Genomic DNA, 23,687 nt, shown 5'->3' with positions numbered 1-23,687 from the left:
CGACACAGAAGATTTGCTATTTATGACTTGCCAATTGCCGATTTCTGCTAAAACAACTTGCGACTAACGCTAGAAAACTAACGCTAGAAAACTAACGCTAGAAAACTAACGCTAGAAAACTTGCGACTTACGCCAAAAACTTATGCTAGAAAACTCGGCGAATGGAATAAGCAGATGTAAAAACGTAAGGAATAGGACTATACTTTGTTCCGCCATATTGCGAATTAATAACCATTCCATTGCCTACGTAAATCGCGGCGTGAGTGCCATTTGCAATAATATCTCCTGGAGCTGCTTGAGCAAGACTTGGAACAGCTGTGCCAACTGTTGCTTGCGCACCAGAAGTTCTAGGCAAAGAAACACCCATATTTGCAAAAACGTATTGTACAAAGCCAGAGCAATCCCAACCAGCAGGAGTTGTTCCACCAGAACGATACGGCACTTTGTTTAAGAATTGAGCAGCAAAATTAAGCATTGCCGACGTAGAAGAACCATCTGGAGGAGCAACAAAATAGCTTTGCGATGTTCCTCTAGCACCAGAACGGCTTGCAGCGGAATCGTAATCGCCATCATTATTGCGAGCAGCATTACGCGCATTTTCCTCTGCCGCTTGAGCAGCAGCCTGAGCAGCCAACTCTGCAGCACTTTTAGTTTGAGGAACATTTAAAGACTCAATCCCACCCCAATGTGAATTAGAATCAACGCTTGTAGAAGTAGATTCTGTTAATAAATCACGCTTAACAGATGTGACTTTCGGGAAGGAACGCGTAGAAGTAACTGCAGACTCTTCTGCATAAGCACAAGCAAAAGGAACCATAGTAGCAAGAAGTGCTGTGCATACAGCTCCCGCAACTATAGAAGAAAAAATCTTATTTTGTTTAATCTTTTGTTCAAACTTTTGCTTAACCATCATTAGCGATGTTAACACGTTAACAATACAAAGCACCTAAAAACGCATAATAAACCAACAAAAGTTGATAAATCTAATATTATGCAAGTAACTCTTAAAAGATTAGTAGTGAATAAACTCAAAAGCGGAAGCATCTTTAGCACTAACAGCTCTTGAATAAGTTCTACCATGATATTCGGCGCTAGATTCAGATGTTTCTATAGAACCATCTTGATTAATCTTTTCTACGATTGCAACGTGGCCATAAGCGCGGTTAACTCCAGCCTGACCACGGCCAAACACCATTATGTCTCCAACATGACGAGGTGTGTTATCTACCCAGTAGCCAAGCTTGCGAGCAGTCCAGCCCCACATCCATCCGTCTCCCATATTGGAGCCAACTGGAAGGCCAAGCTGATGCCTGCGAACATAAACCCACCAAGTGCATTGGCTAAATTCGTAAGCATTTCCTGAATCGCCAGAATCGTGATTTGGATTAAAACCAGATGGAACAATCTTTGCGTCTGAATCCAAGAAAACAGCAACATTCGGATTATTTGCTGCAGACTTAGACATTTCCGACACCTTAAAATCGGAATTAGAACCCAAATCCCACTTAGACTTATGAGAAGACTTAGTAGAAAATGCGCTTAAATCAGATTCAAGGCCAGCAACTGCACTGCTAAAGTTCAAATATTTATTAGCGCGATTAATGCTTTCTCGCATACTCGAACGAGATGCTGCTTGAGCAGAAGAATCGTCTACAAAACTCAACTTAGAAGAATAAGATTTAGAAGCCAAAGAATCAATGCTATTAGGCTTGTTCAACGTCATAGAAGTTAAAGCAGCTCCGACTAACGCAAACAAAGAAGCAGAAACAATCATGCGATTCTTACGTTCTTTAGCAACACGTGCTAAACGAAGCTGGCGACGAGATAACGAAACAGCAAATTCTTGATTTACGTTCTCTAAATCTACGTTTTCTAGGCTTACAACAGCACCATTATTTGCTAAAACGGCTGCACTATTATTGCTAGAAAATGCATGATGATTGTTAGAAGATGCATGCGAACCGCGCACAGAGGTAAAAAGCATAAAAGGCGAATTAAACCGCCCCTTTGCTTTAGCACCATGCTCAGCATGCTTCATAAAATCGCTCCTAAAATCTTCTAAATGTATTCACAAATTCACACTTACAAATCTAAAGGATACAATGTGGTACGGATACGCAACGCAATACGCAACACAATACGCAATGTAATTCTTAAAATTGATATTGAACACGCAAAGATGTATGGTTAATCATATGAAGCTAGCACCGATTATTAATCCAGATGCGCGCAAAGAAGCGCCTAAGCCATTGCGAGTAGACTTGTGCAAAGCATTTATGGCTGGAACGATTATTTGGCTCATAGCATCATTAATCACAGTTGTTCTTGCTATTTTACACTTTTTATTGTGGTTCTTTGCTGTAATTTGCCTTAGCGGATTTGCAATTGGAATTTTGCTTTTAATCTGGGAACACTTTGATCGCTGGGATTATAGAAGATTAGGAAAATAAGTTACTAATCAAGCTTTGCAACAAGACTTTGCATAAGACTTTGCGCCCTACTTTGCGGCTTACTTTGCTCACTACTTTGCAAGCGGAATAGCAAAATTAACAGTAGTTCCCTGCCCAGGCCTGCTCCACAATGTTATGCTGCCGTGATGCGTAAGAGCCACGTGCTTAGCAATAGCAAGACCTAATCCAACGCCGTCTTTACTAAAGTCATTTTGATTACTCGATCTATAAAAACGTTCAAAAATACGCGGCTGATCTTTTAGCGGGATTCCAATTCCAGAATCAACAACGCGAATAACAGCAAATCTATTATCTTCTGACTTTAAAGCGCAAAGCGCAACAACACTATTTTTATGAGAATAGATAATAGCGTTTTCAACAAGTTTTCTAATCGCACTGCTTATTTGATTAGAATCCGCTAAAATGTTAAGTGAAGAATCTGCTTTAATAATTACGCGAACATTTTGACTAGACGAAAGAGCAGAAACAAGATTTTTAACATCTTCCAACACTTTCAAAACGTTTACAACACTAGCTTTTGAAGTATCAATAGGACTTTGCGCTCGCATAAGAAGAAGCAAATCTTCTAACATATGTTCCAAGTGTTTAGACGATTTTTGAGCAGACGCAGCAATATCTTTAATACGACTTGCATTAACATCTTTGCATTGCAAAACATTAGTAAGGCTGGAAATCATGCGTGTTGAGCTAATAAGTTGATTGGAGACATTGCTTATAAAATCGTTTCGCGTTTGCTCAAAAAGATGCTCCGCGCTGGAATCGTTTATAATAACAACAACTTTGCCGGCTCCAACACTTCCAACTGTAATATTAAGCCAATTAGGTCTAGAAATTGTAGAAGGATTAGACGCGGAATCGCTAGATTGTGTTGAAGAAGAATTGAAAGCAGGCGAAGATTGCAAATACGAAGTTTTATCTACATTATCTACATAAAAATCATTATCTTCACTAATTGTTACATACTGTTTGGGGGTAAATGTCACTAAATCAAAGCTTTCATAGCCTCCAGAGAAACGCACGTTATTTACAGCTTGCAAAACGCGCGGCTGAACAATCGAATCGTCTAAAACAACTCCAAGAGTGTAACTTTGTGAACTTGCGCGCAAAACGTCGTTATTTTTATCAACAACAATCGTAGCTCCTGGAAGCATAGCTAAAACAGCGCAAGCGTCGGAGCTAATGTCTTCGGAACTATCGTCTATATCAAAGTCGGAATCGGAATCAAAGTCGGAATCGCCTAAAACTTTTTGCATTTTCTTATGAAAAATGATGCGAAAGATGCGCTTAGAACCACGTCTAAAAGTCATAAAAATACGACTAAAAGTAGAATCAAAAAATGGAACAAAAACATTACGAAATGCCGATAGAACAAAGTCAAAAGCAAACATAACCACAACAATTGCAACGCAAAGTGCAATCAAAGCAAAAACAACAAACACCATTAAAGGCGAATATGGCGAATCTTGAAGCATACTCTTAAAGAATACTCTAACGCGCTCACATTTAAGCGACTAATACAGTGACTAATACGTTTAACGCACGTGCGCACAGTAGTCTATACTTGATTAGGGCAATCTAAACAAACGCGAATATGCTCCAATGCAATTTAGCGCGATTGAACGCAAGAAAGGACACACCATGCGAGTGATTTTCAACGAAGAGATGAAGGCAGTTGCATTAAACATTGAACGCATGGCAGAGCTTGTTGCAAAAGCCATGAACGATGCTGGAAGCGCTCTAGTAAACGCAGACTTAGAAGCTGCGCAAACGGTTATAGATAACGACGCAAAGCTAGACGCACTAGAAGCAAACGTTATAGATCAATGCTTAATATTGCTTGCACGTCAAAATCCAGTTGCAACAGATTTGCGAGAAGTAGTTGCAACTATGAGGCTTGCTGCAACTTTTGAGCGCATGGGAGATTTAACAAGTCACGTTGCGCAAATCGCAAGAAGAAATTGGCCTGATTGTGCAATACCAAGTCAAGCAAAAGAAACTGTTGAAAAAATGGTTGACTTTTTGCGCGCTCTTTCTACGCAACTAACAGACATGCTTTCAAATAGAGACGTTAATGTAGCAGATGCAATTATTCACGGCGACGATGTAATGGATAAGTTGCACGAACACATTTTTGCGCTTGTAGAAGGCGAAGACTGGAACGGCACTAGAAAACAGTTGATTGACTTAGTGCTTTTAAGCAGATTCATGGAGCGAATCGGCGATCATTCAGTTGCTGCAGCAAGGCAAGTTGTATTTATTGTTTCGGGATTTGACCCAACTAAGAAGCCAGAACCAGATAAAGACACAGTTGTAGCATAAAACACAAGTGGCGTAGAACACGATTTTTGAATAGAAACCTAAAAAACGTAGCTTGTAAAACAAAAGTAGGCTTGCAATTAATTTTGCAAACCTACTTTTTATTTAAGTTAATTTAAGATAATTAAGCTAACTTAAGCTAATCAAACTCACTTCTGACCCTGAGCAGCCACGGCAGCAGCACCAGCAGCAGCAGCTTCTGGATCCAAATACTCACCGCGAGGCTTGATTGGCTTAAAGTTCTCGTCCAACTCGTAAAGAAGAGGAATAGCCGTTGGAATATTCACCTTGGAAATCTCTTCTTCGCTCAAGTTGTCGAGCATCTTAACGATTGCGCGCAAGCTATTGCCGTGAGCTGCAATCATTACAGTCTTGCCAGACTTAAGCTCTGGAATAATATCCGACTCCCAATAAGGAGTTACGCGAGTCACAACGTTTGCCAAAGCTTCAGTTTCTGGAACTGGGTCGCCTGCGTAACGAGGATCATTCGCCTGAGAATACTCATCGTTTGGATCAATCTGTGGAGGTGGAGTTGCGTAAGAACGACGCCAAATCATAAACTTCTCATCGCCATATTCCTGACGAATCTCAGACTTGTTCTTGCCTTGCAAAGCACCGTAATGACGCTCGTTCAAACGCCAGCTGCGGCGAACTGGAATCCAAAGGCGGTCGGCTGCATCAAGCGCGTAATTCGCGGTATTGATAGCACGACGAAGCAAAGAAGTGAACACGATGTCTGGAAGAACGTTCTTCTCTTTAAGAAGCTCGCCACCATGCTTAGCTTCCTCAACACCCTGCTCAGTGAGCGGTACATCAACCCAACCAGTGAACTGATTGGTCTTATTCCATGCGCTCTGACCATGTCGGAGCAATACTAATTTATATGTCATAATTACCTAGTCTATTCGTTTCGTACGACTACTTACAAAAAGTAAACAAACACGAAAAATTTAATCAAAAAAGTCGCCGAACACTAAAAACAGCATTCAACGACTTTTAAGATTAATTCAGCTGATTATAACTGATACAACTAGCGATAATCACAACTAGCGAAGTGGCTTTACGAGTGGGAACGTAATCGTCTCGCGAATGGTTGCGCCCGTAAGTGCGATTAGCAAGCGGTCAATTCCCATTCCCATGCCGCCAGCAGGAGGCATACCAACGCCGAGAGCCTCAATAAAGTCCTCGTCAATATCCATTGCCTCAACGTCTCCAGCCAAAGCGTCCTTAGCTTGAGCAACAAAGCGCTCGCGCTGCACAACAGGATCGTTAAGCTCGGAGTAGCCGGTTGCAAGCTCAAAGCCACGCACGTACAAATCCCACTTTTCAACCATTCCTGGCTTTGTGCGATGACCCTTAACAAGTGGGCTTGTCTCCACTGGGAAGTCGCGCACAAACGTTGGCTCATAAAGCTTATCCTCGTAGAAGTGCTCCCACAAGTGCTCAACCAACTTGCCGTGATTCTCAACTTCGTCGCGCTCAACGCCAAGCTTGTCTGCGATTGCGCCCAAATGCTCAACAGAAGTTTCTGGTGTAATCTCCTCACCCAAAGCTTCGGAAAGCGAACCGTACATGGTGATCTGCTTCCATTCGCCGCCAAAATCATACTCTTCGCCATTAAGCAAAGTCACCTTAGTGGAACCAAAAGCGTCTAGTGCAGCCTTTTGAATCAGCTCTTTAGTAAGAGCACCAATAGTATCGTAAGTGCCGTAAGCCTGGTATGCCTCGAGCATTGTAAACTCTGGTGCGTGAGTTGCATCCACGCCTTCGTTTCTAAAATCACGGTTGATTTCAAACACGCGGTCAATGCCACCAACCAAGCAGCGCTTCAAGAAAAGCTCTGGAGCAATACGCAAGTAGAGATCAATATCGAAAGCGTTCATATGAGTTGTAAACGGACGAGCAGCAGCACCGCCGTGAACCGTTTGCAACATTGGTGTCTCAACCTCAAGGAAGTCGTGGCTGTCGAAAGTGCGGCGAAGAGAAGCCACAGCATGCGAACGCCTACGAACCATATCGCGAATCTTCTCGTCTGCAATCATGCCAATATATGGCTTGCGAGTACGAGTATCGTCGCTTAATTCCTTATGCAAAGCTGGAAGCGGCTGCAAAGCCTTAGCAGCAATCGCCCACTCGGTTGCAAATACGGAAAGCTCGCCAGTCTTGGAAGAAATAACGCGACCGCGAACATACAAATGGTCTCCCAAATCAACCATCTGCTTGAAGCTTTTAATGGATTCTTCGCCGATTTCCTTCTTGGAAACCATTGCCTGAATCGTAGTGCCATCTCCTGCCGCAAGCTTAACGAAGCACAAGCCTCCAGCGTTACGCAAGAAAAGCACGCGGCCTGCAATGCCAACCTCGGTATCTGTTTCTTCGCCAGCTTGAAGCTTACCGTCAAAATCAGCGCGCACTTTTTCGATTGTATCTGTAACATTAAGATGCACTGGGTATGGTTGCACGCCTTCCTTAAGCATCATCGCGCGCTTTGCAACGCGCATTTGCACCTGTTCTGGGTGGGCAAGCGGACCAAACTCTTTATTGCTTGGGTCAATTGCTTCGTCCAGACTTGCGCCCTCGTTTACACGCTTAGCAATAGCCTCATCCTGCGCGAGCAGCATTTCGGCATGCTCAACGGTGTCAATTTTGTTGACGTTGTCTGTTGATTCATTTTCTGCTGCATCGTTTTGCGCAGCGAGCATTGTAGTATTCGTGTCACTCATAGTCGCTAATTGTAGCTACTAGGTAATACAGATAAGTGCACAACAAATACGTTTTATTGCGTTATTTAGTTGATTGTGCGAATCATTTTTACATCAAATACACATTTTTATAGAAATATTTATATTTTTCTGTTTTCGGAAGAAAAATAGATTTACAGTAAAAATTTTTATTATTTTATTAAGATATACAAAATTATTTACGAAAAGAGACATGATTTTGCAAATATTGCAGATTGCATGTAAGCCATAAAAAGTGAAAGTAAATTTTTAATAAAATCTCAAAAAATTTATTTACTAGCGACACACACTAACGACACACAATTATATTTTGTAGCAAGTTCACGCTATTATAACCAAGTTATTGTAGTGCTGCTTGCACAATTCAATATGTAGTTGCATCATGTATTTGTAAGATGAATTCACACAATAACATCGGGCTGTAGCGCAGTTTGGTAGCGCGCTTCGTTCGGGACGAAGAGGCCGCGGGTTCAAATCCCACCAGCCCGACTTTTGATTTTTGCACAATCGCGCGTATTGCAACACTCTTATAAACTTATAATTCTGTATAAACGCATAATTTTGTATGATTGAGTAGTGAGCAAAACGGAATTAAATCGCAAGAAGCAAGGTGGCTTAAATGTTAAGCGTTTCGCAATTGTATAAAGAACTAGACAATATGTTTGCTAATCACGCAAACGCACAAGAAATCGAAAAATACTTGCTAAATGCTCTGCACGAAGCAAATTGCGAGCCAGACGAATCGCAAGATGCAAGCCAAGAATCAAACCAAGAAAAAGCAAGCGCTCAAGCATTGCAACTATCTGTGTTAAATGAGTTGATGGGATTTTATAGGTCTAGAGGAGAATACGCAAAAAACAAGCCAATCATTGATAGTGCGCTAAAACTTTCAGATAAAATGCAACTAGCAGGCAGTGAAGCTGGCACAACAACACTTATAAACGCTGCTACTAGCCTTCGCGCAGCTGGCGATTATGAGCGCGCAACAGAAATATATTCTAAAGCTCTTAAAGAATCATCGAAAACACTAAAACCAAACGATAGAAAGCTCGCTGCCCTTCACAACAATCTTTCAATGCTTTATAGCGAAACAGGCAAAATTAAAGAAGCAATAGATCAGCTTGAAAAAGCATTAGACATATTGCAAAAATCGAGTATCAATCCTTCAACAGACATAGATATAGCAGCAACTCACACAAATCTTGCGCTTGCGATTTTGCAAGAATGCTCGCAGCCTAGTGAAAGCACGAATAGCAAATCTAATAGTCTTAACGCTGCTTTTGAACACGCTTCAACCAGCATTCGCATGTACATTGCAGGAAACAACCAAAATCAGCCACATTACGCATCTGCTTTAGCTGGATATGCGCAAGTTCAATACGCACGAAAAGAGTATTCCGATTCTGTAGACGCATACAGTAAAGCGCTTGATTTAATAGCACAATGTTACGGAAAAGATAGCGAGTCCTATGCGATTACGTTGGAAAATCTACAGCAAGCACAGAAGGCAGCAGAAAAATTTACGGAGACTGGCGTGGCGGATGCGATTCAGTGCGCTGCGGAAAAATCGCCAGAAACCGATGAGCCGCATCCAGAATCAAATAAAACCATAAAAATAGATAAAACTATACAATCAAATAACACTATAAAATCAAGCAGAACTATAAAAACAGAAGATAATACAAAAATTAAAAACGGCATGCAACTTGCAAAAGAATATTGGCAAACCTACGGAAAGCCGCTGCTTGAACTTGAAGAATTTAGGGACTATAAAAACCGCATAGCTGCAGGATTAGTCGGTCACGGATCGGAATGCTACGGATTTGACGACGAGATTTCTAGAGACCACGATTTTGGCCCAGGATTCTGCATATGGCTTACAGATGAAGACTATGCGAAAATTGGCGATGATTTGCAAGCAGCTTACAACGATTTGCCGCAAGAATTTGCTGGATTTGGCTCTCGCGAAGAAACTCCGCGCGCTAAATCATGCGAAAGCAGCAAGCGAGTCGGAGTATTTAGTACAAGCGAATTTTTTGAAAACATAACGGGATTTGCTACTGCTCCAAGCCAAGACGAGCCGTATTTGTGGCTTTCGCTAAACGAGTCAACACTTGCTGCAGCTACGAACGGCCAAATTTTTGCAGACCCACTTGGAGAATTTAGCAAAACGCGTCAAAGTTTTAAGCTTATGCCAGACGATGTGAGAATCTCGCTAATCTCTAGAAGGCTTGGCATGATGGCTCAAGCAGGCCAATACAATGTTCCACGAATGCTAGCGCGAAAAGACGGAGCTGCAGCATGGCTTTCTATAAACGAGTTTGTGCGCGCAGCCGCTTCAATCGTATTTTTGCTAAATAACCCAATAAGTGCAGGATATTTGCCATATTATAAGTGGCAATTTGCAGCTTTACGCAAGCTCAGCGCGCGAATGGCGTCTAGACTTTCAAACGTGTGCAATCAGCTTGAATCGCTTATGCGACTAAGCTCCGCGGCGTGCTTTGGTGGAATCGGATTTGGCGAAGGCACAAAAGGAAGTAGCGAAGCCGAATCTAAAATAAACGAGATTATTCAAAACGTGTGCAACGAAGTAGTGAAAGAGCTTAAATATCAAAGCTTAAGCGATTGCGGCGAAACGTTTTTAGAATGGCAGCGCCCGTATGTTGAAGCACATATTAAGCAAAAAGATTCATGCTTGCATAGCTTGTAAAACTCGTGAAAATTAAAACTCGTGAAACTCTATTAGCGCACAACAACGCTAATCGAAAATAGTATAAAAATCGGTAGGATTAAAAATGATTAGCAAAGAAGACAACGCACAAATAACGCAAATAGACAGCAAAAATCACACAATTGCGGAAGAAATTACAAAACTAGAATGGCAGCAATTCCAGCTTACAGAAAACGAAGGTGGGCGCGCAAACTGTCAAGGAAACTGGCCAACATTCCACATTATGCGAATGAGCCAATTTTTAACTTGGCCTCTGGATTTGCAAGAATCTTATAAGAAAGATCTTGAGCGCGCAAATAGCAATGGCAGAAATTTGATAACAGAAAAATATGCAAGAATGATGGAGTCTACTGCGCCAGAGATTTTTGAACGCACGATTAAGCCTTATATTAAGCCGATTTTAGAGCCTAGAAAAAGCGAGCAAGAGCAGATTATTTTAACGCAAGTTAAGTGGGCAGATGATTTTCGAAATCACTACCCTCATTTAGGTCTTGCAATGCGCGTTCTAAAAACAAGCGAAGATACAGCAGAAAATACGTCTTTTGAAACGTATTTGAGAGGAGAATTAAGCACGTATTCTGCTGAAACTTTTGCTAAATATAAAACTTTTATAGAAGATTTAACGGCAAAAAATCTAAATCTTACGCAAATGATTATTACGAATACTGTGCACATGTATGGCTACGATTCACTCGAAGCGGCCAACAAATGTTGAGGCAACTACAGCGTAAATAGTTTTATTACAGCGTAAATAATTTTGTAGATGCACACTCAATTCTTTGCGCAGTTTTTAAGCTAAGCAAATCAGATTCAACAAAAACAGTAGAAGATGCACGCAAACAATTTTTGCTCAAAAAATCCCGATAAATCATAATATTCGGTTTGCGCAAATGAGACTCGTAAGATGCACTAACGCCATTTATCTCGCCAAGTATTGGGCAAGTTTCGCGCGCGCAATCAATCCACTCTTGCGAAGCATTTCCCAGCGCCCAAACGCGTACACCTTTTGCAATCAAATCGCGAGCAAAAGAGGCAAAACGCGCTCGCTCCCCTAAAAATCCGCGTGAAAAATTCTTAAAATACAAGCGATAAAGCCATGTTACGGCAGGTCCGTGATGCTTGCTAAACGATTCAAGCGCGCGCTTACTGCTCCACGCTGCTTCTCGCAAAGCTTCGTGAAACTCAAAACCCCATTCTGGTTCGTAGCTAAACAGAACTTCGCCAATATAATCTGGGTAATCTGATTCCAACGTGCGCCGCGCATCCCAATCAACAAGAAGATGCAAGTCAAAAACAACATCTGTTATGCCGTTTTCAATAATTTTTTGCGCGCACAAATCGCAATAATCGTCGCTATTCCTGCAATCATTAATATTCCTGCAATCGTCACTATTCTTAAAATCATTGCAATTAGGCGAAAAATCTTCTGTGCAAACCATTAAAAATCCTAAATTATTCGGTTGGTGAAATTCCGCCAACATAGGATGACATTCCAGAAGTGCCAGGAGCTACAGAAACACCAGCCCCAACCCCAGCCCCAAAGTTAGCAGGCAAATTGTTCAAATTATAACCAAGCGCCTCAAGCTGCGCGCGCCCATCTTCCGTAATATTTTCAACGCTCCAACGCGGCTTCCAAGTCCAATCAATCCTAAATTCGTCTACAAGTCCAACCAGCGCACTCGCGCACTCGTCTTCAATCAAATCTGTAAGCGGGCAAGCAGGTGTTGTAAGCGTCATAGTAAGAATTGCACGCCCAAGCTCGTCAATCTCAATCCCGTAAACTAATCCCAAGTCAACAACATCAATACCAAGCTCTGGGTCCACAACATTGTGCAAAGCCTCTTGAATATCTTCCTCAGTTACGCGCCCAATATTGTTTGCGCTAAGAGTTGATTCTGCTTGATTTTCTGCCATCTCGTTCCTTATTTTTAAGTGTTACAACGCGATTTTTTTAAGTGTTACAACGCGATTTTATAAAGCTACATACGATTTTATAAAGCCTCAATAGCCTTTGCAATACCGTCTTTTAAGCCTTCCCACGCAAGCAACGCACACTTGATTCGCATTGGATATTTAGAAACGCCTTGAAAAACCATAGCATCTTCCAACTCATCTTCGTCTTGCTCGCTTTTTAATCCAACTCCCCTAGATTCCATAAGTTTGTGGAAAAGAGCGGCCAATCGCAATGCATCCGCAACGGTTTTCCCCTCAACCAAATCAACCATAATCGAAAGACTCGCTTGCGAGATTGAGCAACCGTGTCCATCCCACTTAATACTTTTAATAAGCGCATTGCTTGAATTATCAACGTTTTTAGCGAGTTCCACATGCATTGTAACCTCATCTCCACAAGTTGGGTTAAATTGATGAGATTCGCCAAAAGCATAATCTTTATTAGCTTCTACAGCACAATTTTCGTGATGATTTGTAATTGTTATATTAGAATCGTTTTTTAGCTCATCGGTTGCTGGCGATTTACCAGAAGCCTCCTCAACTTTCTCTTCACGCTCTTCTGCTTTAGAAAGACTCTCTGTGCTTAAAAAATGTGTTTTTCCGTGCGGATTTCTAGCAGCATCTAGAATAACTTCTTGATACATGCTTTCTAAGCTGTTACTTGCACCGTTAGCGTCATCAAAACTCATATCAAACATACGCTCTCCTTGCATTAAAATATTACGACTATGCGCCAAAATATGCGCGAACTTGGGAAACAGCTTCGATTAATTCGCGAACTTCTTCGATTGTGTTATAAACTCCAACAGACGCGCGATTCGAAGCGTACACGCCAAAATGGCGATGAATCGGCTGAGCGCAATGATGCCCAACGCGAATCGCAATCCCTTGCGCATCCAAAAACTGGCCAACGTCATGCGGATGCACGCCTTCAACTTCAAAAGAAACCGTTGCAATGCGCTTGCTTAAATCAAGTGGGCCAAGCACGCGAACTCCTGGAACATCTTGCAATTTAAGCAATTCTGCAGCAATCTGACTCTCATGCTGTGCAACTCGATTCATGCCCAACTCTCGAAGCCAATCCGCAGCTACTCCTGCAGCGACCATTTGCGCAACTGGCTGAGTTCCTGCCTCAAAACGGTAAGGCGCTTCCATATATTGCGCTGGCTTATTAAGCCACGCAAGCTCCACCATGGACCCCCCAAAATTAGCAGGCGGAAGAGCTTGAAGAAACTCACGTCGACCATACAAGAACCCAACTCCCGTCGGTCCGTACATTTTATGAGCACTAAAGGCTGCAAAATCAACATCTAGCGCGTGAAAATCAACTGGAATATGCGGAACGTACTGACAAGCGTCAAGAACAAAAATCGCCCCAACCTGGTGCGCGCGCTTGCAAATCGGCGAAACATCCGTGATTGCGCCCGTAACATTGCTAATATGCGTAACTGCAACGATTTTCGTGCGCTCATCAATAACAGTGCTCAAATAATCCGCATCCGCTCGCACTCGGCCATCTTCAGTTACATCAATCCAGCGAAGCTCCGCACCCGATCGAATCGCAAGCTCTTGGAATGGCAATAAAACGGAATGATGCTCTGCGCGAGAAACAACAATATTATCTCCCTCATTAATCACAAAATGCTGGCGCAAAATTAAGTTATCTTCCGCAAAACCAGAGCGATTTAGCTTAGCGTTAATAGTGGCATTTCCAATAGAAGTTGCAAGAAGATTCAACGCGCCTGTAGCGCCAGGCGTAACAACAATCTCTTCGCTGCCTTCTTTGCTACAAGCACCAACGAGTTTTGCAACCTTTGCGCGCGCTCCTTCAAACGCAACTGTGCTAAGCGCTGCCAACTCGTGCGCTCCTCTATGCACTCCAGCATTAATCGTTTTATAAAACTCGCTTTCGGCATTAATTACAACTTGCGGCTTTTGAGAAGTTGCTGCAGAATCCAAGTAAATCAAGGGTTTTGAATGCACTTTGCGACTTAAAATTGGAAATTGGAGCCTTAAATCTTCAAAATCGCGCATTAGCGCAAAGTCTGTATCAAGATTTTTATGATTAAACATTCAAAATCCCCTTTTAAGCAATTTATGCAACTCAAATTTTATAAATCTTATTTATAACTTAAAAGCCGCTCCCCCAAAACAATGATTGAAGGAGCGACTTTCAAGACTTAAATCTTAGTAATTAGCGCTTTACGAACAGCTAAGCCTAAAAGCATAAAAGCATAAACGCTTAAATCATAAAGCAAAAACTAATTAGAATCCAAATTGTGCCGCAGCTTGACGAAGAGTCTCTGCAGAACGCTTCAAAGCAGCAAGCTCGCGATCCGAAACTGGAGTATTCAAGCGAGAATTTACGCCGTTGCGGTTCAACAAAGTTGGAACCGACATGCAAACGTCTGAGATTCCATGGAAGTCTTCAAGCAAAGAAGAAACTGGCAAAATGCGGTTGGTGTCTCGAAGAACAGCCTCAACAATATCTACGCCAGACATTGCAATAGCGTAGTTTGTAGCGCCTTTACCGTTAATAATCTTGTATGCTGCGTTCTTAACTTCCTGATGAATCTCTTCGCGCTTAGCTTCATCCAATGGCTCATGTCCTGGAAGAGCATTCCACTCGCACATTGGAACGCCACCAATAGTTGCAGAAGCCCAAAGAGGAACTTCGGAATCGCCATGTTCGCCAGCAATATAAGCGTGAACGTTCTTAACATTCACACCAGTATGCTGAGCAATAAGGAAGCGCAAACGTGCAGAATCAAGGTTTGTACCAGATCCGAACATTTGATTAGCAGGAAGACCAGAAAGCTTCATAGAAACATGCGTAACAACATCAACAGGATTTGTAATAAGCATGTAAATTGCGTTTGGAGCAACCTTAACAACATTAGGAATAATCGACTTCATAATATTTATGGTTGCACCTGCAAGCTCCAAGCGAGTCTGTCCAGGCTTTTGACGAGCGCCAGCAGTAATAACAACCATATCGGCATCGCGGCAAATTTCAACATCGTCGGAGCCAGCAATAGAAACAGCTGGGTAGAAGCTAGAACCGTGCTGCATATCGAGCACTTCTGCTTCAACACGTTCCTTAGCGATATCCTCAAGCACAATTTCACGAGCAACACCGCGCTGAGCAGCAGCAAACGCAAGCGTAGAACCTACTGCGCCAGCACCAATAATCGCAAGCTTTGTTGGCTTAACCTGAGAATTCACCATTAGAAAACCCCTTTTCCACAAACCGAATCAGCCCTCTAGCTAATAAATAACTCAAAATATAAGGGCTGCTCTAATAATAGAGATATATGCATGAACAGTTTTTACTTTAATCACACCTAAGGAGTTTTGCTTAAAACGCAATTTGCATAAGTTTTGCCGCCAAAGAATCTCCAACAAAAGCATCTAATTCTATGCCAGAATCCTTATATTCCGCCGATTTTACAATGCCATTTTCTCTAACTTTAGATAGCAAAGATCCAGAATAATCACTATAAGGAAGCCTAACTTTAACATGAACGTGTGGTGAAGGTAACAAATTTTCTATGCGCGTTCTTAAACGGTCAATATTTGTTCCACTTGCAGCAGACACAATTAAAGAATCAGGGTACAACGATTGCAAGCGCAAACGCATTGGCTCTTGCATAACATCCGACTTGTTAAACGCAATAATTTGCGCAATGTCTTCCACTCCATCAATTTGAGCTAAAACCTCGTTAACTGCTTCAATTTGAGAAACAGGGTCTGGGTGAGATCCGTCAACAACGTGCAAAATAACGTCTGCTTGGCCAACCTCTTCCAAAGTGGACTTAAACGCTTCTACTAGCTGAGTTGGCAGCCTTCGCACAAAACCAACCGTGTCTACAAGCGTATAAGCGCGACCATCTTTAGTTAAAGACTTTCGAACAGCAGTATCCAAAGTGGCAAAAAGCGCATTTTCTACAAGCTCCTTAGAGCCAGTAAGCCTATTTATAATCGAAGATTTTCCAGCATTTGTATACCCTACTACTGCAACGGTTGGAATATCTTGACGACGCCTAGATCCGCGCTTTGTCTCGCGAGTTGGTGCCATTAGCGCAATGTCGTGACGCAATTTTGAAATTCGATTCCTAATTGCGCGCCTATCCATCTCGATTTTTGTTTCGCCAGGACCTCTAGAGCCTATTCCAGCGTCTCCAGCAGCGCGGCCGCCAGCCTGCCTAGAAAGAGCAGCACCCCAACCTCTAAGTCGCGGAAGCATGTATTGGAGCTGAGCAAGCTCGACTTGTGCCTTTCCTTCCCTACTTGTTGCATGTTGAGCGAAAATGTCTAGAATAACAGCCGTTCTGTCTACAACCTTGACTTTAGTGGCATCTTCCAAAGCTCTTCTCTGGCTTGGTGGAAGATCGTCGTCTACAACAATCGTATCTGCATCATTTTGTGCCACAACTGCCGCAAGTTCACGCGCTTTTCCAGAACCAACATACGTTGCTGCATCTGGCCTATATCTTTGCTGCAACATGCCGTCACACACTACTGCTCCAGCGGTTTTAGCAAGAGCGGCCAACTCTCTAAGAGACTCTTCTGCTTGGCTTAAAGTTCCGCGAGCGCTAGACCACACACCTACTAAAACAACGCGTTCCAGCCTTAGTTTTCTGTACTCTACTTCGGTTACGTCTTGTAATTCTCCAAGACCAGCAACTCGTTTTAACGCGTTTCTTGATTCACGCTCTTGCCAAGCTTCGTCGTTACTTTCTATGCTTGATCCAGCGTTTGCATCGTCTAGCAGAACTTCACTATGGCCTGAAAGAAAGTCTTTATGCTCATTTTTATGCTCGGGCATATTATTATCACCACTTGCCAAATCACTATTTGCTAAAGTATCTACCAAAACTATGCCCTTTGCTATTTTTCTTTAACTACTTACGTTAAATCCTTTATTAATACGCGATTTACAACGTTTGTTTTATTATTGTGAATCTAGAAGACATAATTTTTAACCAACACTAAAATGACTATTAACACTTTTAATAAAACTAAAAAGACAAGCAGCATTAATGCTACTAAAACAAACAAAAATGCTAAAGAATCTAAGACTAGCGGCGAACAGTATTTTTCCACTAACCCAAATTCTTTAGACTTAAGACGAACTTTGCAAGTTGATTTGCGAGGCAAAGAAGTTAGCGTGCAAGTTTCTAACGGAGTTTTTAGCTCTTCTAAACTTGATTTAGGAACTGCAGTTCTTCTTAAACACGCTCCACAACCCCCAGAAAATGGGCGATTTTTCGACATCGGTTGCGGCTGGGGCGCTATTAGCTTGGCTTTAGGTTTTGAATCCCCTAATGCGCAAATTTACGCTGTAGACGTTAACGAGCGCGCTCTAGAGCTTACTAATATTAACGCCAAGAATGCTGGATTAAATAACATTCACACTTATCTTGTAGAAGATGCGCTAAAAGAAGATTCATCTAAAAACATTGATCTTATTTGGTCTAATCCTCCAATACGCGTTGGAAAAGACGTTTTACACAATATTTTGCTCACGTGGCTTCCTCGCTTAAAAGTTGGTGGAGCTGCTTATTTGGTTGTTCAAAAAAATCTTGGCTCCGACTCCTTAATCCCTTGGCTTTCTAAAAATCTTGGTGAAGATTTTAGCGTTGAAAAATACGCAAGCTCTAAGGGATACAGGATTATAGAAGTCTTAAGAAAATAGTATTTAGCAAGATTTAACAGGATTGAATATGAACTTTGACTATCCTAGTGAACTGCCGATTTGTTCCGCACGCAACCAGATTATTGAAGCTATTAAAGAGTCACAAGTTGTAATCGTATCTGGTCAAACGGGTTCTGGCAAAACCACTCAAATCCCAAAAATGGCTTTGGAACTTGGCAGAGGCGGTCGCGGAAAGCAAATTGTTCACACGCAACCTCGTAGGCTTGCTGCGCGCACAGTTGCCGAGCGAATCGCAAGCGAAATGGGTGTTAAGCTTGGCGAAGAAATCGGCTACCAAGTGCGTTTTAACGACGAAAGCTCATCTAAAACAAAGCTTCGCATAGTTACAGACGGTATTCTACTTGCTCAAATTCAGCGCGATCCACTTCTTACGCGCTACGACACGATTATTATTGACGAAGCTCACGAGCGCAGCCTAAACATTGATTTTTTGCTTGGATATTTAACAACTCTTTTGCCAAAGCGCAAAGACTTAAAGCTTATTATTACTTCTGCAACAATCGATTCTGCAAAGTTCAAAGACCATTTTGAGCAAGCTTTGCACATTAAAGTTCCTGTTATAGAGGTTTCTGGGCGAACATACCCCGTGCGCGTACTTTACGAGTCGCTTGGAAGCGCGCCTTCGCTTATGAAGCATGTTCCAGGTTTTGCAGATATTGCTATGGATGATGAAAGCGTTGCGCAAAGCCAAAGTCTTTCTAGTTTTTCGCAAAGCGGAGATATTTGCGATGAAGACATTGCTTCTGCTGTAACTCGCGCATGTGCTCAACTTGTTATTCATTCAACACACACTCAAGGCGCGCGAGATATTATGGTTTTTGCTTCTGGCGAGCGCGATATTCGCGAGTTTGAAGCATCGTTGCGTTCTTATTTCGGTACACGCACAAGCGACATGAATCGCAGTGACGCCATTGAGATTGTTCCACTTTTTGCGCGTCTTTCTTCTAAAGACCAGCATCGCGTTTTTGAGCATCACACTCATCAGCGTATTGTAATCGCCACTAATGTTGCAGAAACTTCTCTTACAGTGCCTGATATTCGCTACGTTGTAGACCCTGGTTTTGCTAGAATTTCGCGCTATTCTAAGTCTGCTAAAGTTCAGCGTCTTCCTATAGAACCTATTTCTCAAGCAAGCGCGGATCAGCGCTCTGGTCGTTGTGGGCGAATTGCAGATGGCATTGCTATTCGCTTGTATTCTAGGGAAGATTACGATACTCGCCCGCGCTTTACCGATCCCGAGATTTTGCGCACTTCACTCGGCGCTGTTGTTTTGCACATGCTCTCTGTCGGTGTTGCTAAAACTGGCGAAGATATAACGAATTTTGGATTTATTGATCCTCCAGATATTAAGGCTGTGAGCGACGGCTTTAACGAGCTTAGCGAGCTTGGCGCAATAAGCAGAAAATCTGGTGTTATAAGCTTGACTCGAATTGGCCGCGAGCTTAGTCATATTCCAATTGACATTCGTTTAGGCCGCATGATTATTGAAGCTGCGCGAAACACTACGCCTAATACTTTAGCTGCGATTCTTGTGATTGTTGCATTTTTGAGTTTGCAAGATCCGCGCGAGCGCCCAGAGGACAAGCGCGACGAAGCAGATAGATTACACAATCGTTACGCCGATGAGTTAAGTGACTTTTTAACAGCATTGAATATTTGGGATCGCATATTCCAGGCAGATGGCGAAATCAGCAACAACGCACTAAGGCGACTTTGCAAAGAGGAATTTTTCCACTTTTTACGCCTAAAACAGTGGAAAGATTTAGTTAATCAGCTTAAAGATTTATGCAAAGAACTCCATTATAATGTTGGCGAAGCTCTGCCAATTAAACGCGCGCCTTTGCAAATCCGCCAATTGCCAAACAATCAGCAGGCGGCTCACAGTCTTTGCTGCACTTGGGATTATCAAGGAATCCACTCTTCTATGCTTTCTGGCTTGCTTTCTATGATTGGCATGCAAGTTATTCGCGAGCCTAAGGCTTCGGATTTTGCAGGACTTCGAGGAACAGCCAAAATTCGCGCAATTAAGCGCGCTCAAAAAATGGCAAAAAACGATTATCAAGGCGCTAGAAGCACAAGATTTTCAATCTTCCCATCTTCATCTGTTTCTAAAGCAACTCCTTCTTGGATTATGTGTACGGAATTGGTTGAAACTTCTAGACTTTGGGCAAGGTATTGCGCGCAAATCGACCCTGCTTGGGCGGAATCTTTAGCTAAGAATCTTACTCGCGTAACATATTTAGATGCTCATTGGAGCGCAAGCAAAGGTGCGGCAATTGCTCAATCGAAAGTGCTTTTGTACGGCTTGCCTATTGTGCAAAATCGCACTGTTCAATGGTCTAAAATCAACCCTTACGAATCTCGAATGTTAATGATTCGTCAAGGCTTAGTCGAAGGAAACGTTCAGCAGCGTTTTCCATTCAACGATTTTATCTCCTCAAATATTAACGTTTTGAACGATGCCGATAATCAAACAAATCGCACTAGGCAGGCAAGCGAAACTGTAAATGACGAGGATTTGTTTACTTTTTACGATAATAAACTTCCTCAAGAAGCTACGACTATTGCAGATTTAGCTAAATGGTGGAAAAATTACAGACTTCAAGACCCGCATTTTCTTGATTTTAACCCAGATTGTGTTGAGCGCTTGCAATACGCAAATGACACTGATTTAGCAGACTACCCCGATACTTGGCATACGATTGGAACAGACGGCCAGAAAATTAATTTGCGCTTAAGCTACATTTACGATCCGCATAATCCTTTAGATGGCGTAACTGTACACGTTCCGCTTCATGCGCTTTTGCGACTTAAGTCTCAAGAGTTTACTTGGAATGTGCCAGGCTTATTAGATGAGCTGATTATTGGCATGATTAAGTCTCTTCCTAAGACTTTGCGAGTACAATTCGTTCCAGCTCCAGATACTGCGCGTAAGATCCGCGAGTGGATTGACGAAAACTACGATTATCTTCCAGGAATAAACGAGAATCCACAAGAAGATTTTGTTTGGCAAGACTTTAGCGAAGTCTTTACTAAAGCTGCGATTAGTGTTGTTGGAGCGCAAATCCACCCAGAGGTTTTAAGCGATGAACAGTTGCAACGGTTATCTCCTTATTTGCGCGTAACTTTTAGCGTTGAGCAAAAGAAAACTAATAAAAACAAACCTAATCAAAACAATTCGCATAATCAAAGCAACAAGCGCATTAAGCCTACTGTTTTAGGAACAGATAAGTCGCTAATAAGTCTTCAGCATCGATTTGCAAAATCAGCTCAAGAATGTGCATTAAATGTTGTTAATAGCAAAGCGCTTAAGGCTGCACAAGCTGGAAATGTTGTTGAGAGAGCAGATTTGTTACACAAGTCTGGCGCAACTAATCTTTCTAGATCTCAAATGGTTTGGCAAGGCGCGCTTAACATGCTTATTTTAGACGATAAGCGCATTACATCTAGATGGCTCGGCAGCGAGGCTTTGCTACTTGCTTCTGCACCTTATAAGTCTTCTAAAGATTTGGCTCAAGATTTGCAAATGGCTGCTATTAAGCGCCTTATACCAAATACGCAAAAAATTACTAACGATGTTGAACTTAAAGAAGCCGTTGGAAATATTGCCGAAGTTTACGAAGACACGGTTTATAGCGTTGCACACAGTGTTATTGCTATTTTGGAGCGATTTGCTAAAGTCGAGTCTGCTGTCAGCGGCAAAGCCGACTTGCCAATGCTTAGTGTTCTTCAATCGATTAAAGAACACGCATCTTCGCTTGTTTTTCCTGGATTCATTGCAAAAGCAGATTCTAGCGCACTTAGTTCAATAGAGCGCTACTTACATGCGGATTTGATTCGACTTAACAAAGCTAAGTTAGACAAAAATCGAGATGTTCAATGGGCTTGGCAGGCAGATGAAGCTCATAAGCTTGTACTAGAAGCTCAAAAGAGAGCAGAAAGCTTGCCTGCTGGGCCTAATAGAGATGAAGCTCAAGAAAAAGCTCAAAAACTAAAGTGGATGTGCGAAGAATTCTACGTTTCTCTTTGGGCGCAAGAGCTTGGAACGGCATACCCAATTAGTATTCAGCGTATGAAAAAGATTTGATAGCACAAAAGTTAAAAATCCACATACTCATCCAGCGATTTTAGCCAAGCCAGAAATGCGCGTCATAAACTCGTTCAAGAATCGTGGAACATTTATGCCAACAGCAACTTGCGTGGCATTAACATAGTCATTCAAGCGCGCAACATCACCAATTGTGCGTCCACGAGTTGAGCCATAAACATCAATTAATGTAAATATTTTCATAAGTAGTTTTAACTATTGCATTTACATTTTATAATTGTCATATTCCACAAAAGCTAACAACATAAATAAAGGAATATAATAAGATGCAAAACAATAAAGATTACAAATTAACTGCTTCTATATTTAACAAAAACAACAAAGACTCACTTACTACAGATTTAATTTTTGCACCAGTTGATACAGAAGATGCTAACACAACATTAAATAAATCTATGGAATTTATAAAAAACATAACAAGCCCAAACAATCAAATGGGTTTAAGCAATGAAGATATTTTGTTGGTTGCAAAAGGCTCTGTTCTAAAATTAGTTCAATCAGAACAAAAAGACCTCAATAATGCCGTTGATGAAATTAGTGAGCAAATTGATAACATAGACAGCAATTTAATAAAAGGTGGCGCCTTAATATACATAGAGAATGGCATAAATCTTTCCACAAAAGATACAAATAACATAATTGACGCAATCTATAAAAAATTAGATAAAGATTCTTCAATCTATTCATATGTACATAATAGTGGCAGTACACTTAGAATTAGCGCAATGATTGCACTAAAACATGCATAAAAACCAACGAAGATTTATGCAGATAATTTAGAAGCAAGGAATAAAATGATTAAATTAAATGATTTGCTAAATCTCACAGAAGAACAGGCAGCAAATACAAAAATACGTTTTAATATGAATAATGGCTATTGCGATCCTATTCAGCTTTATCAAGATGATCGTGAGAAAATCAATAAAGAATGGCTTTACAAGAATGGTAATAAGTCCCTATTCCAAGTTGGACAAATCGCAATATGTTTAGTACGCATGCTCAAAAACAAAGATCAATGGCTATTAACAACATCGACACCGTCAGCAAAGATTTAAATAAACACGATGGAGTAGGCTATGAAGGAACTCCAATAAAGGAATATGAAAAATATTTTGGAAGAATAATTGTAAAATTCCACAATGAACATGAACAATTAGTTAGATGGCTTAACAATCTTAAAAGCGACTTAGAAGTTTCTCAAATTTTACCAGACACGTTCAGAGATGATAGTTTTCCTGGATATGACAATGTTAAACTTTCATATTCAGATTTAAAACGTATTGTTAAAAACAGTTATAATGATTGGATTGCAGCCCTAAGCAATCAAAAGGCAGTATATCTAATAACAGACACGAATACAGGTAAATTGTATGTTGGCTCTGCAACTTCAGAAAATGAAATGTTGCTAAAACGCTGGAAGGACTACTTAGAAACTGGTCATGGCGGAAATAAAAAGCTTATAAAACTAGTTGAAACTGAGGGAATCAAATATATTGAAGACCATTTCCAATATTCAATTCTTGAAAACTATAATGCGAAAGTTAAAGATGATTTTGTTTTAGGCAGAGAATCATGGTGGAAAGAAGTATTAAAAAGTGAGGATTTTGGCTATAACGGTAATTAATTTAAATAATCATTAGAAATAAGC

General features: G+C 41.5%; 20 protein-coding genes, 1 tRNA gene and 1 pseudogene. 10 read left to right on the top strand and 12 right to left on the bottom strand.

All coding sequences use genetic code 11. The features are described from left to right. Positions 1-145 precede the first annotated feature (145 nt). Positions 146-913, bottom strand: coding sequence for a C40 family peptidase (locus HXT45_RS02605; protein ID WP_115757237.1), 768 nt, complete (start codon positions 911-913; stop codon positions 146-148). Between the two features lie 99 nt (positions 914-1,012). Beyond that, positions 1,013-2,038 (bottom strand): CHAP domain-containing protein, encoded by a 1,026-nt coding sequence (locus HXT45_RS02600; RefSeq protein WP_421782167.1) that lies wholly within the window; start codon positions 2,036-2,038, stop codon positions 1,013-1,015. A gap of 145 nt (positions 2,039-2,183) precedes the next feature. Between HXT45_RS02600 and HXT45_RS02595 the strand changes: the two genes are divergently transcribed. Then, complete coding sequence (locus HXT45_RS02595) at positions 2,184-2,450, top strand: hypothetical protein (protein ID WP_004130283.1); 267 nt, start codon at positions 2,184-2,186, stop codon at positions 2,448-2,450. 71 nt (positions 2,451-2,521) lie between these two features. Here HXT45_RS02595 and HXT45_RS02590 read toward each other — a convergent pair whose 3' ends face one another. Next, positions 2,522-3,943 carry a sensor histidine kinase gene (locus tag HXT45_RS02590; protein ID WP_421782165.1) on the bottom strand — a complete coding sequence of 474 codons (1,422 nt, stop codon included), beginning with the start codon at positions 3,941-3,943 and terminating at the stop codon, positions 2,522-2,524. A 166-nt stretch (positions 3,944-4,109) separates the two neighbouring features. Between HXT45_RS02590 and phoU the strand changes: the two genes are divergently transcribed. Beyond that, positions 4,110-4,790 carry a phosphate signaling complex protein PhoU gene (phoU, locus tag HXT45_RS02585; protein WP_421782280.1) on the top strand — a complete coding sequence of 227 codons (681 nt, stop codon included), beginning with the start codon at positions 4,110-4,112 and terminating at the stop codon, positions 4,788-4,790. Between the two features lie 146 nt (positions 4,791-4,936). Here phoU and HXT45_RS02580 read toward each other — a convergent pair whose 3' ends face one another. Then, positions 4,937-5,677: a phosphoglyceromutase gene (locus HXT45_RS02580; RefSeq protein ID WP_004132563.1), complete on the bottom strand. Its 741-nt coding sequence runs from the start codon at positions 5,675-5,677 to the stop codon at positions 4,937-4,939. A gap of 156 nt (positions 5,678-5,833) precedes the next feature. Next, complete coding sequence (gene lysS, locus HXT45_RS02575) at positions 5,834-7,510, bottom strand: lysine--tRNA ligase (protein WP_115793828.1); 1,677 nt, start codon at positions 7,508-7,510, stop codon at positions 5,834-5,836. 433 nt (positions 7,511-7,943) lie between these two features. Here lysS and HXT45_RS02570 point away from each other — a divergent pair. The 3 genes from HXT45_RS02570 (at position 7,944) to HXT45_RS02560 (ending at position 10,974) form a co-directional block, all read left to right on the top strand. Beyond that, positions 7,944-8,017: transfer RNA gene (locus tag HXT45_RS02570), tRNA-Pro, on the top strand. Between the two features lie 130 nt (positions 8,018-8,147). Next, positions 8,148-10,238, top strand: coding sequence for a DUF4037 domain-containing protein (locus tag HXT45_RS02565; protein ID WP_421782162.1), 2,091 nt, complete (start codon positions 8,148-8,150; stop codon positions 10,236-10,238). An 85-nt stretch (positions 10,239-10,323) separates the two neighbouring features. Then, positions 10,324-10,974: a DUF4125 family protein gene (locus tag HXT45_RS02560; protein WP_421782160.1), complete on the top strand. Its 651-nt coding sequence runs from the start codon at positions 10,324-10,326 to the stop codon at positions 10,972-10,974. Between the two features lie 25 nt (positions 10,975-10,999). Here HXT45_RS02560 and HXT45_RS02555 read toward each other — a convergent pair whose 3' ends face one another. From HXT45_RS02555 to hflX, 6 genes are all read right to left on the bottom strand, one after another. Continuing rightward, positions 11,000-11,698 carry an HAD family hydrolase gene (locus tag HXT45_RS02555; protein ID WP_421782158.1) on the bottom strand — a complete coding sequence of 233 codons (699 nt, stop codon included), beginning with the start codon at positions 11,696-11,698 and terminating at the stop codon, positions 11,000-11,002. Between the two features lie 13 nt (positions 11,699-11,711). Next, positions 11,712-12,173, bottom strand: coding sequence for a metal-sulfur cluster assembly factor (locus HXT45_RS02550; RefSeq protein ID WP_101889654.1), 462 nt, complete (start codon positions 12,171-12,173; stop codon positions 11,712-11,714). A 77-nt stretch (positions 12,174-12,250) separates the two neighbouring features. Next, positions 12,251-12,910 carry a Fe-S cluster assembly sulfur transfer protein SufU gene (gene sufU, locus HXT45_RS02545; protein ID WP_004130296.1) on the bottom strand — a complete coding sequence of 220 codons (660 nt, stop codon included), beginning with the start codon at positions 12,908-12,910 and terminating at the stop codon, positions 12,251-12,253. Between the two features lie 28 nt (positions 12,911-12,938). Next, positions 12,939-14,285, bottom strand: coding sequence for a SufS family cysteine desulfurase (locus tag HXT45_RS02540; protein ID WP_421782155.1), 1,347 nt, complete (start codon positions 14,283-14,285; stop codon positions 12,939-12,941). Positions 14,286-14,477: 192 nt separating this feature from the next. Then, positions 14,478-15,440, bottom strand: coding sequence for an L-lactate dehydrogenase (locus HXT45_RS02535; RefSeq protein WP_004130300.1), 963 nt, complete (start codon positions 15,438-15,440; stop codon positions 14,478-14,480). A gap of 130 nt (positions 15,441-15,570) precedes the next feature. Beyond that, positions 15,571-17,040: a GTPase HflX gene (hflX, locus tag HXT45_RS02530; protein ID WP_020758225.1), complete on the bottom strand. Its 1,470-nt coding sequence runs from the start codon at positions 17,038-17,040 to the stop codon at positions 15,571-15,573. 168 nt (positions 17,041-17,208) lie between these two features. On the opposite strand from hflX, the gene HXT45_RS02525 reads away from it, so the two are divergent. Together HXT45_RS02525 and hrpA are read left to right on the top strand one after the other, a co-directional pair. Beyond that, a complete protein-coding gene (locus tag HXT45_RS02525) occupies positions 17,209-17,910 on the top strand; it encodes a class I SAM-dependent methyltransferase (protein WP_016787395.1) in 702 nt (233 codons plus the stop codon). 28 nt (positions 17,911-17,938) lie between these two features. Next, complete coding sequence (gene hrpA, locus HXT45_RS02520; protein WP_421782153.1) at positions 17,939-22,018, top strand: ATP-dependent RNA helicase HrpA; 4,080 nt, start codon at positions 17,939-17,941, stop codon at positions 22,016-22,018. Between the two features lie 27 nt (positions 22,019-22,045). On the opposite strand, the pseudogene HXT45_RS02515 reads toward hrpA, so the two are convergent. Continuing rightward, positions 22,046-22,204 (bottom strand): annotated as a pseudogene (locus HXT45_RS02515) (nucleoside hydrolase); the annotation flags it as partial. A gap of 101 nt (positions 22,205-22,305) precedes the next feature. Between HXT45_RS02515 and HXT45_RS02510 the strand changes: the two are divergent. Genes HXT45_RS02510 through HXT45_RS02500 form a run of 3 tightly spaced genes read left to right on the top strand, consistent with a single transcriptional unit; the run spans position 22,306 to position 23,663 of the window. Then, positions 22,306-22,788, top strand: a complete 483-nt coding sequence (locus HXT45_RS02510; RefSeq protein WP_018616207.1) for a hypothetical protein — start codon at positions 22,306-22,308, stop codon at positions 22,786-22,788. Positions 22,789-22,833: 45 nt separating this feature from the next. Next, positions 22,834-23,094, top strand: a complete 261-nt coding sequence (locus HXT45_RS02505) for a hypothetical protein (RefSeq protein WP_421782151.1) — start codon at positions 22,834-22,836, stop codon at positions 23,092-23,094. After that, positions 23,055-23,663, top strand: coding sequence for a GIY-YIG nuclease family protein (locus tag HXT45_RS02500; RefSeq protein WP_421782149.1), 609 nt, complete (start codon positions 23,055-23,057; stop codon positions 23,661-23,663). The genes HXT45_RS02505 and HXT45_RS02500 overlap by 40 nt, the downstream gene beginning before the upstream one ends. The last annotated feature ends 24 nt before the right edge of the window (positions 23,664-23,687 follow it).

It is taken from the genome of Gardnerella sp. DNF01199S, from assembly GCF_049244155.1.
Taxonomy (GTDB): domain Bacteria; phylum Actinomycetota; class Actinomycetes; order Actinomycetales; family Bifidobacteriaceae; genus Bifidobacterium; species Bifidobacterium piotii.
This window is presented reverse-complemented; position numbering and strand designations above follow the sequence as displayed.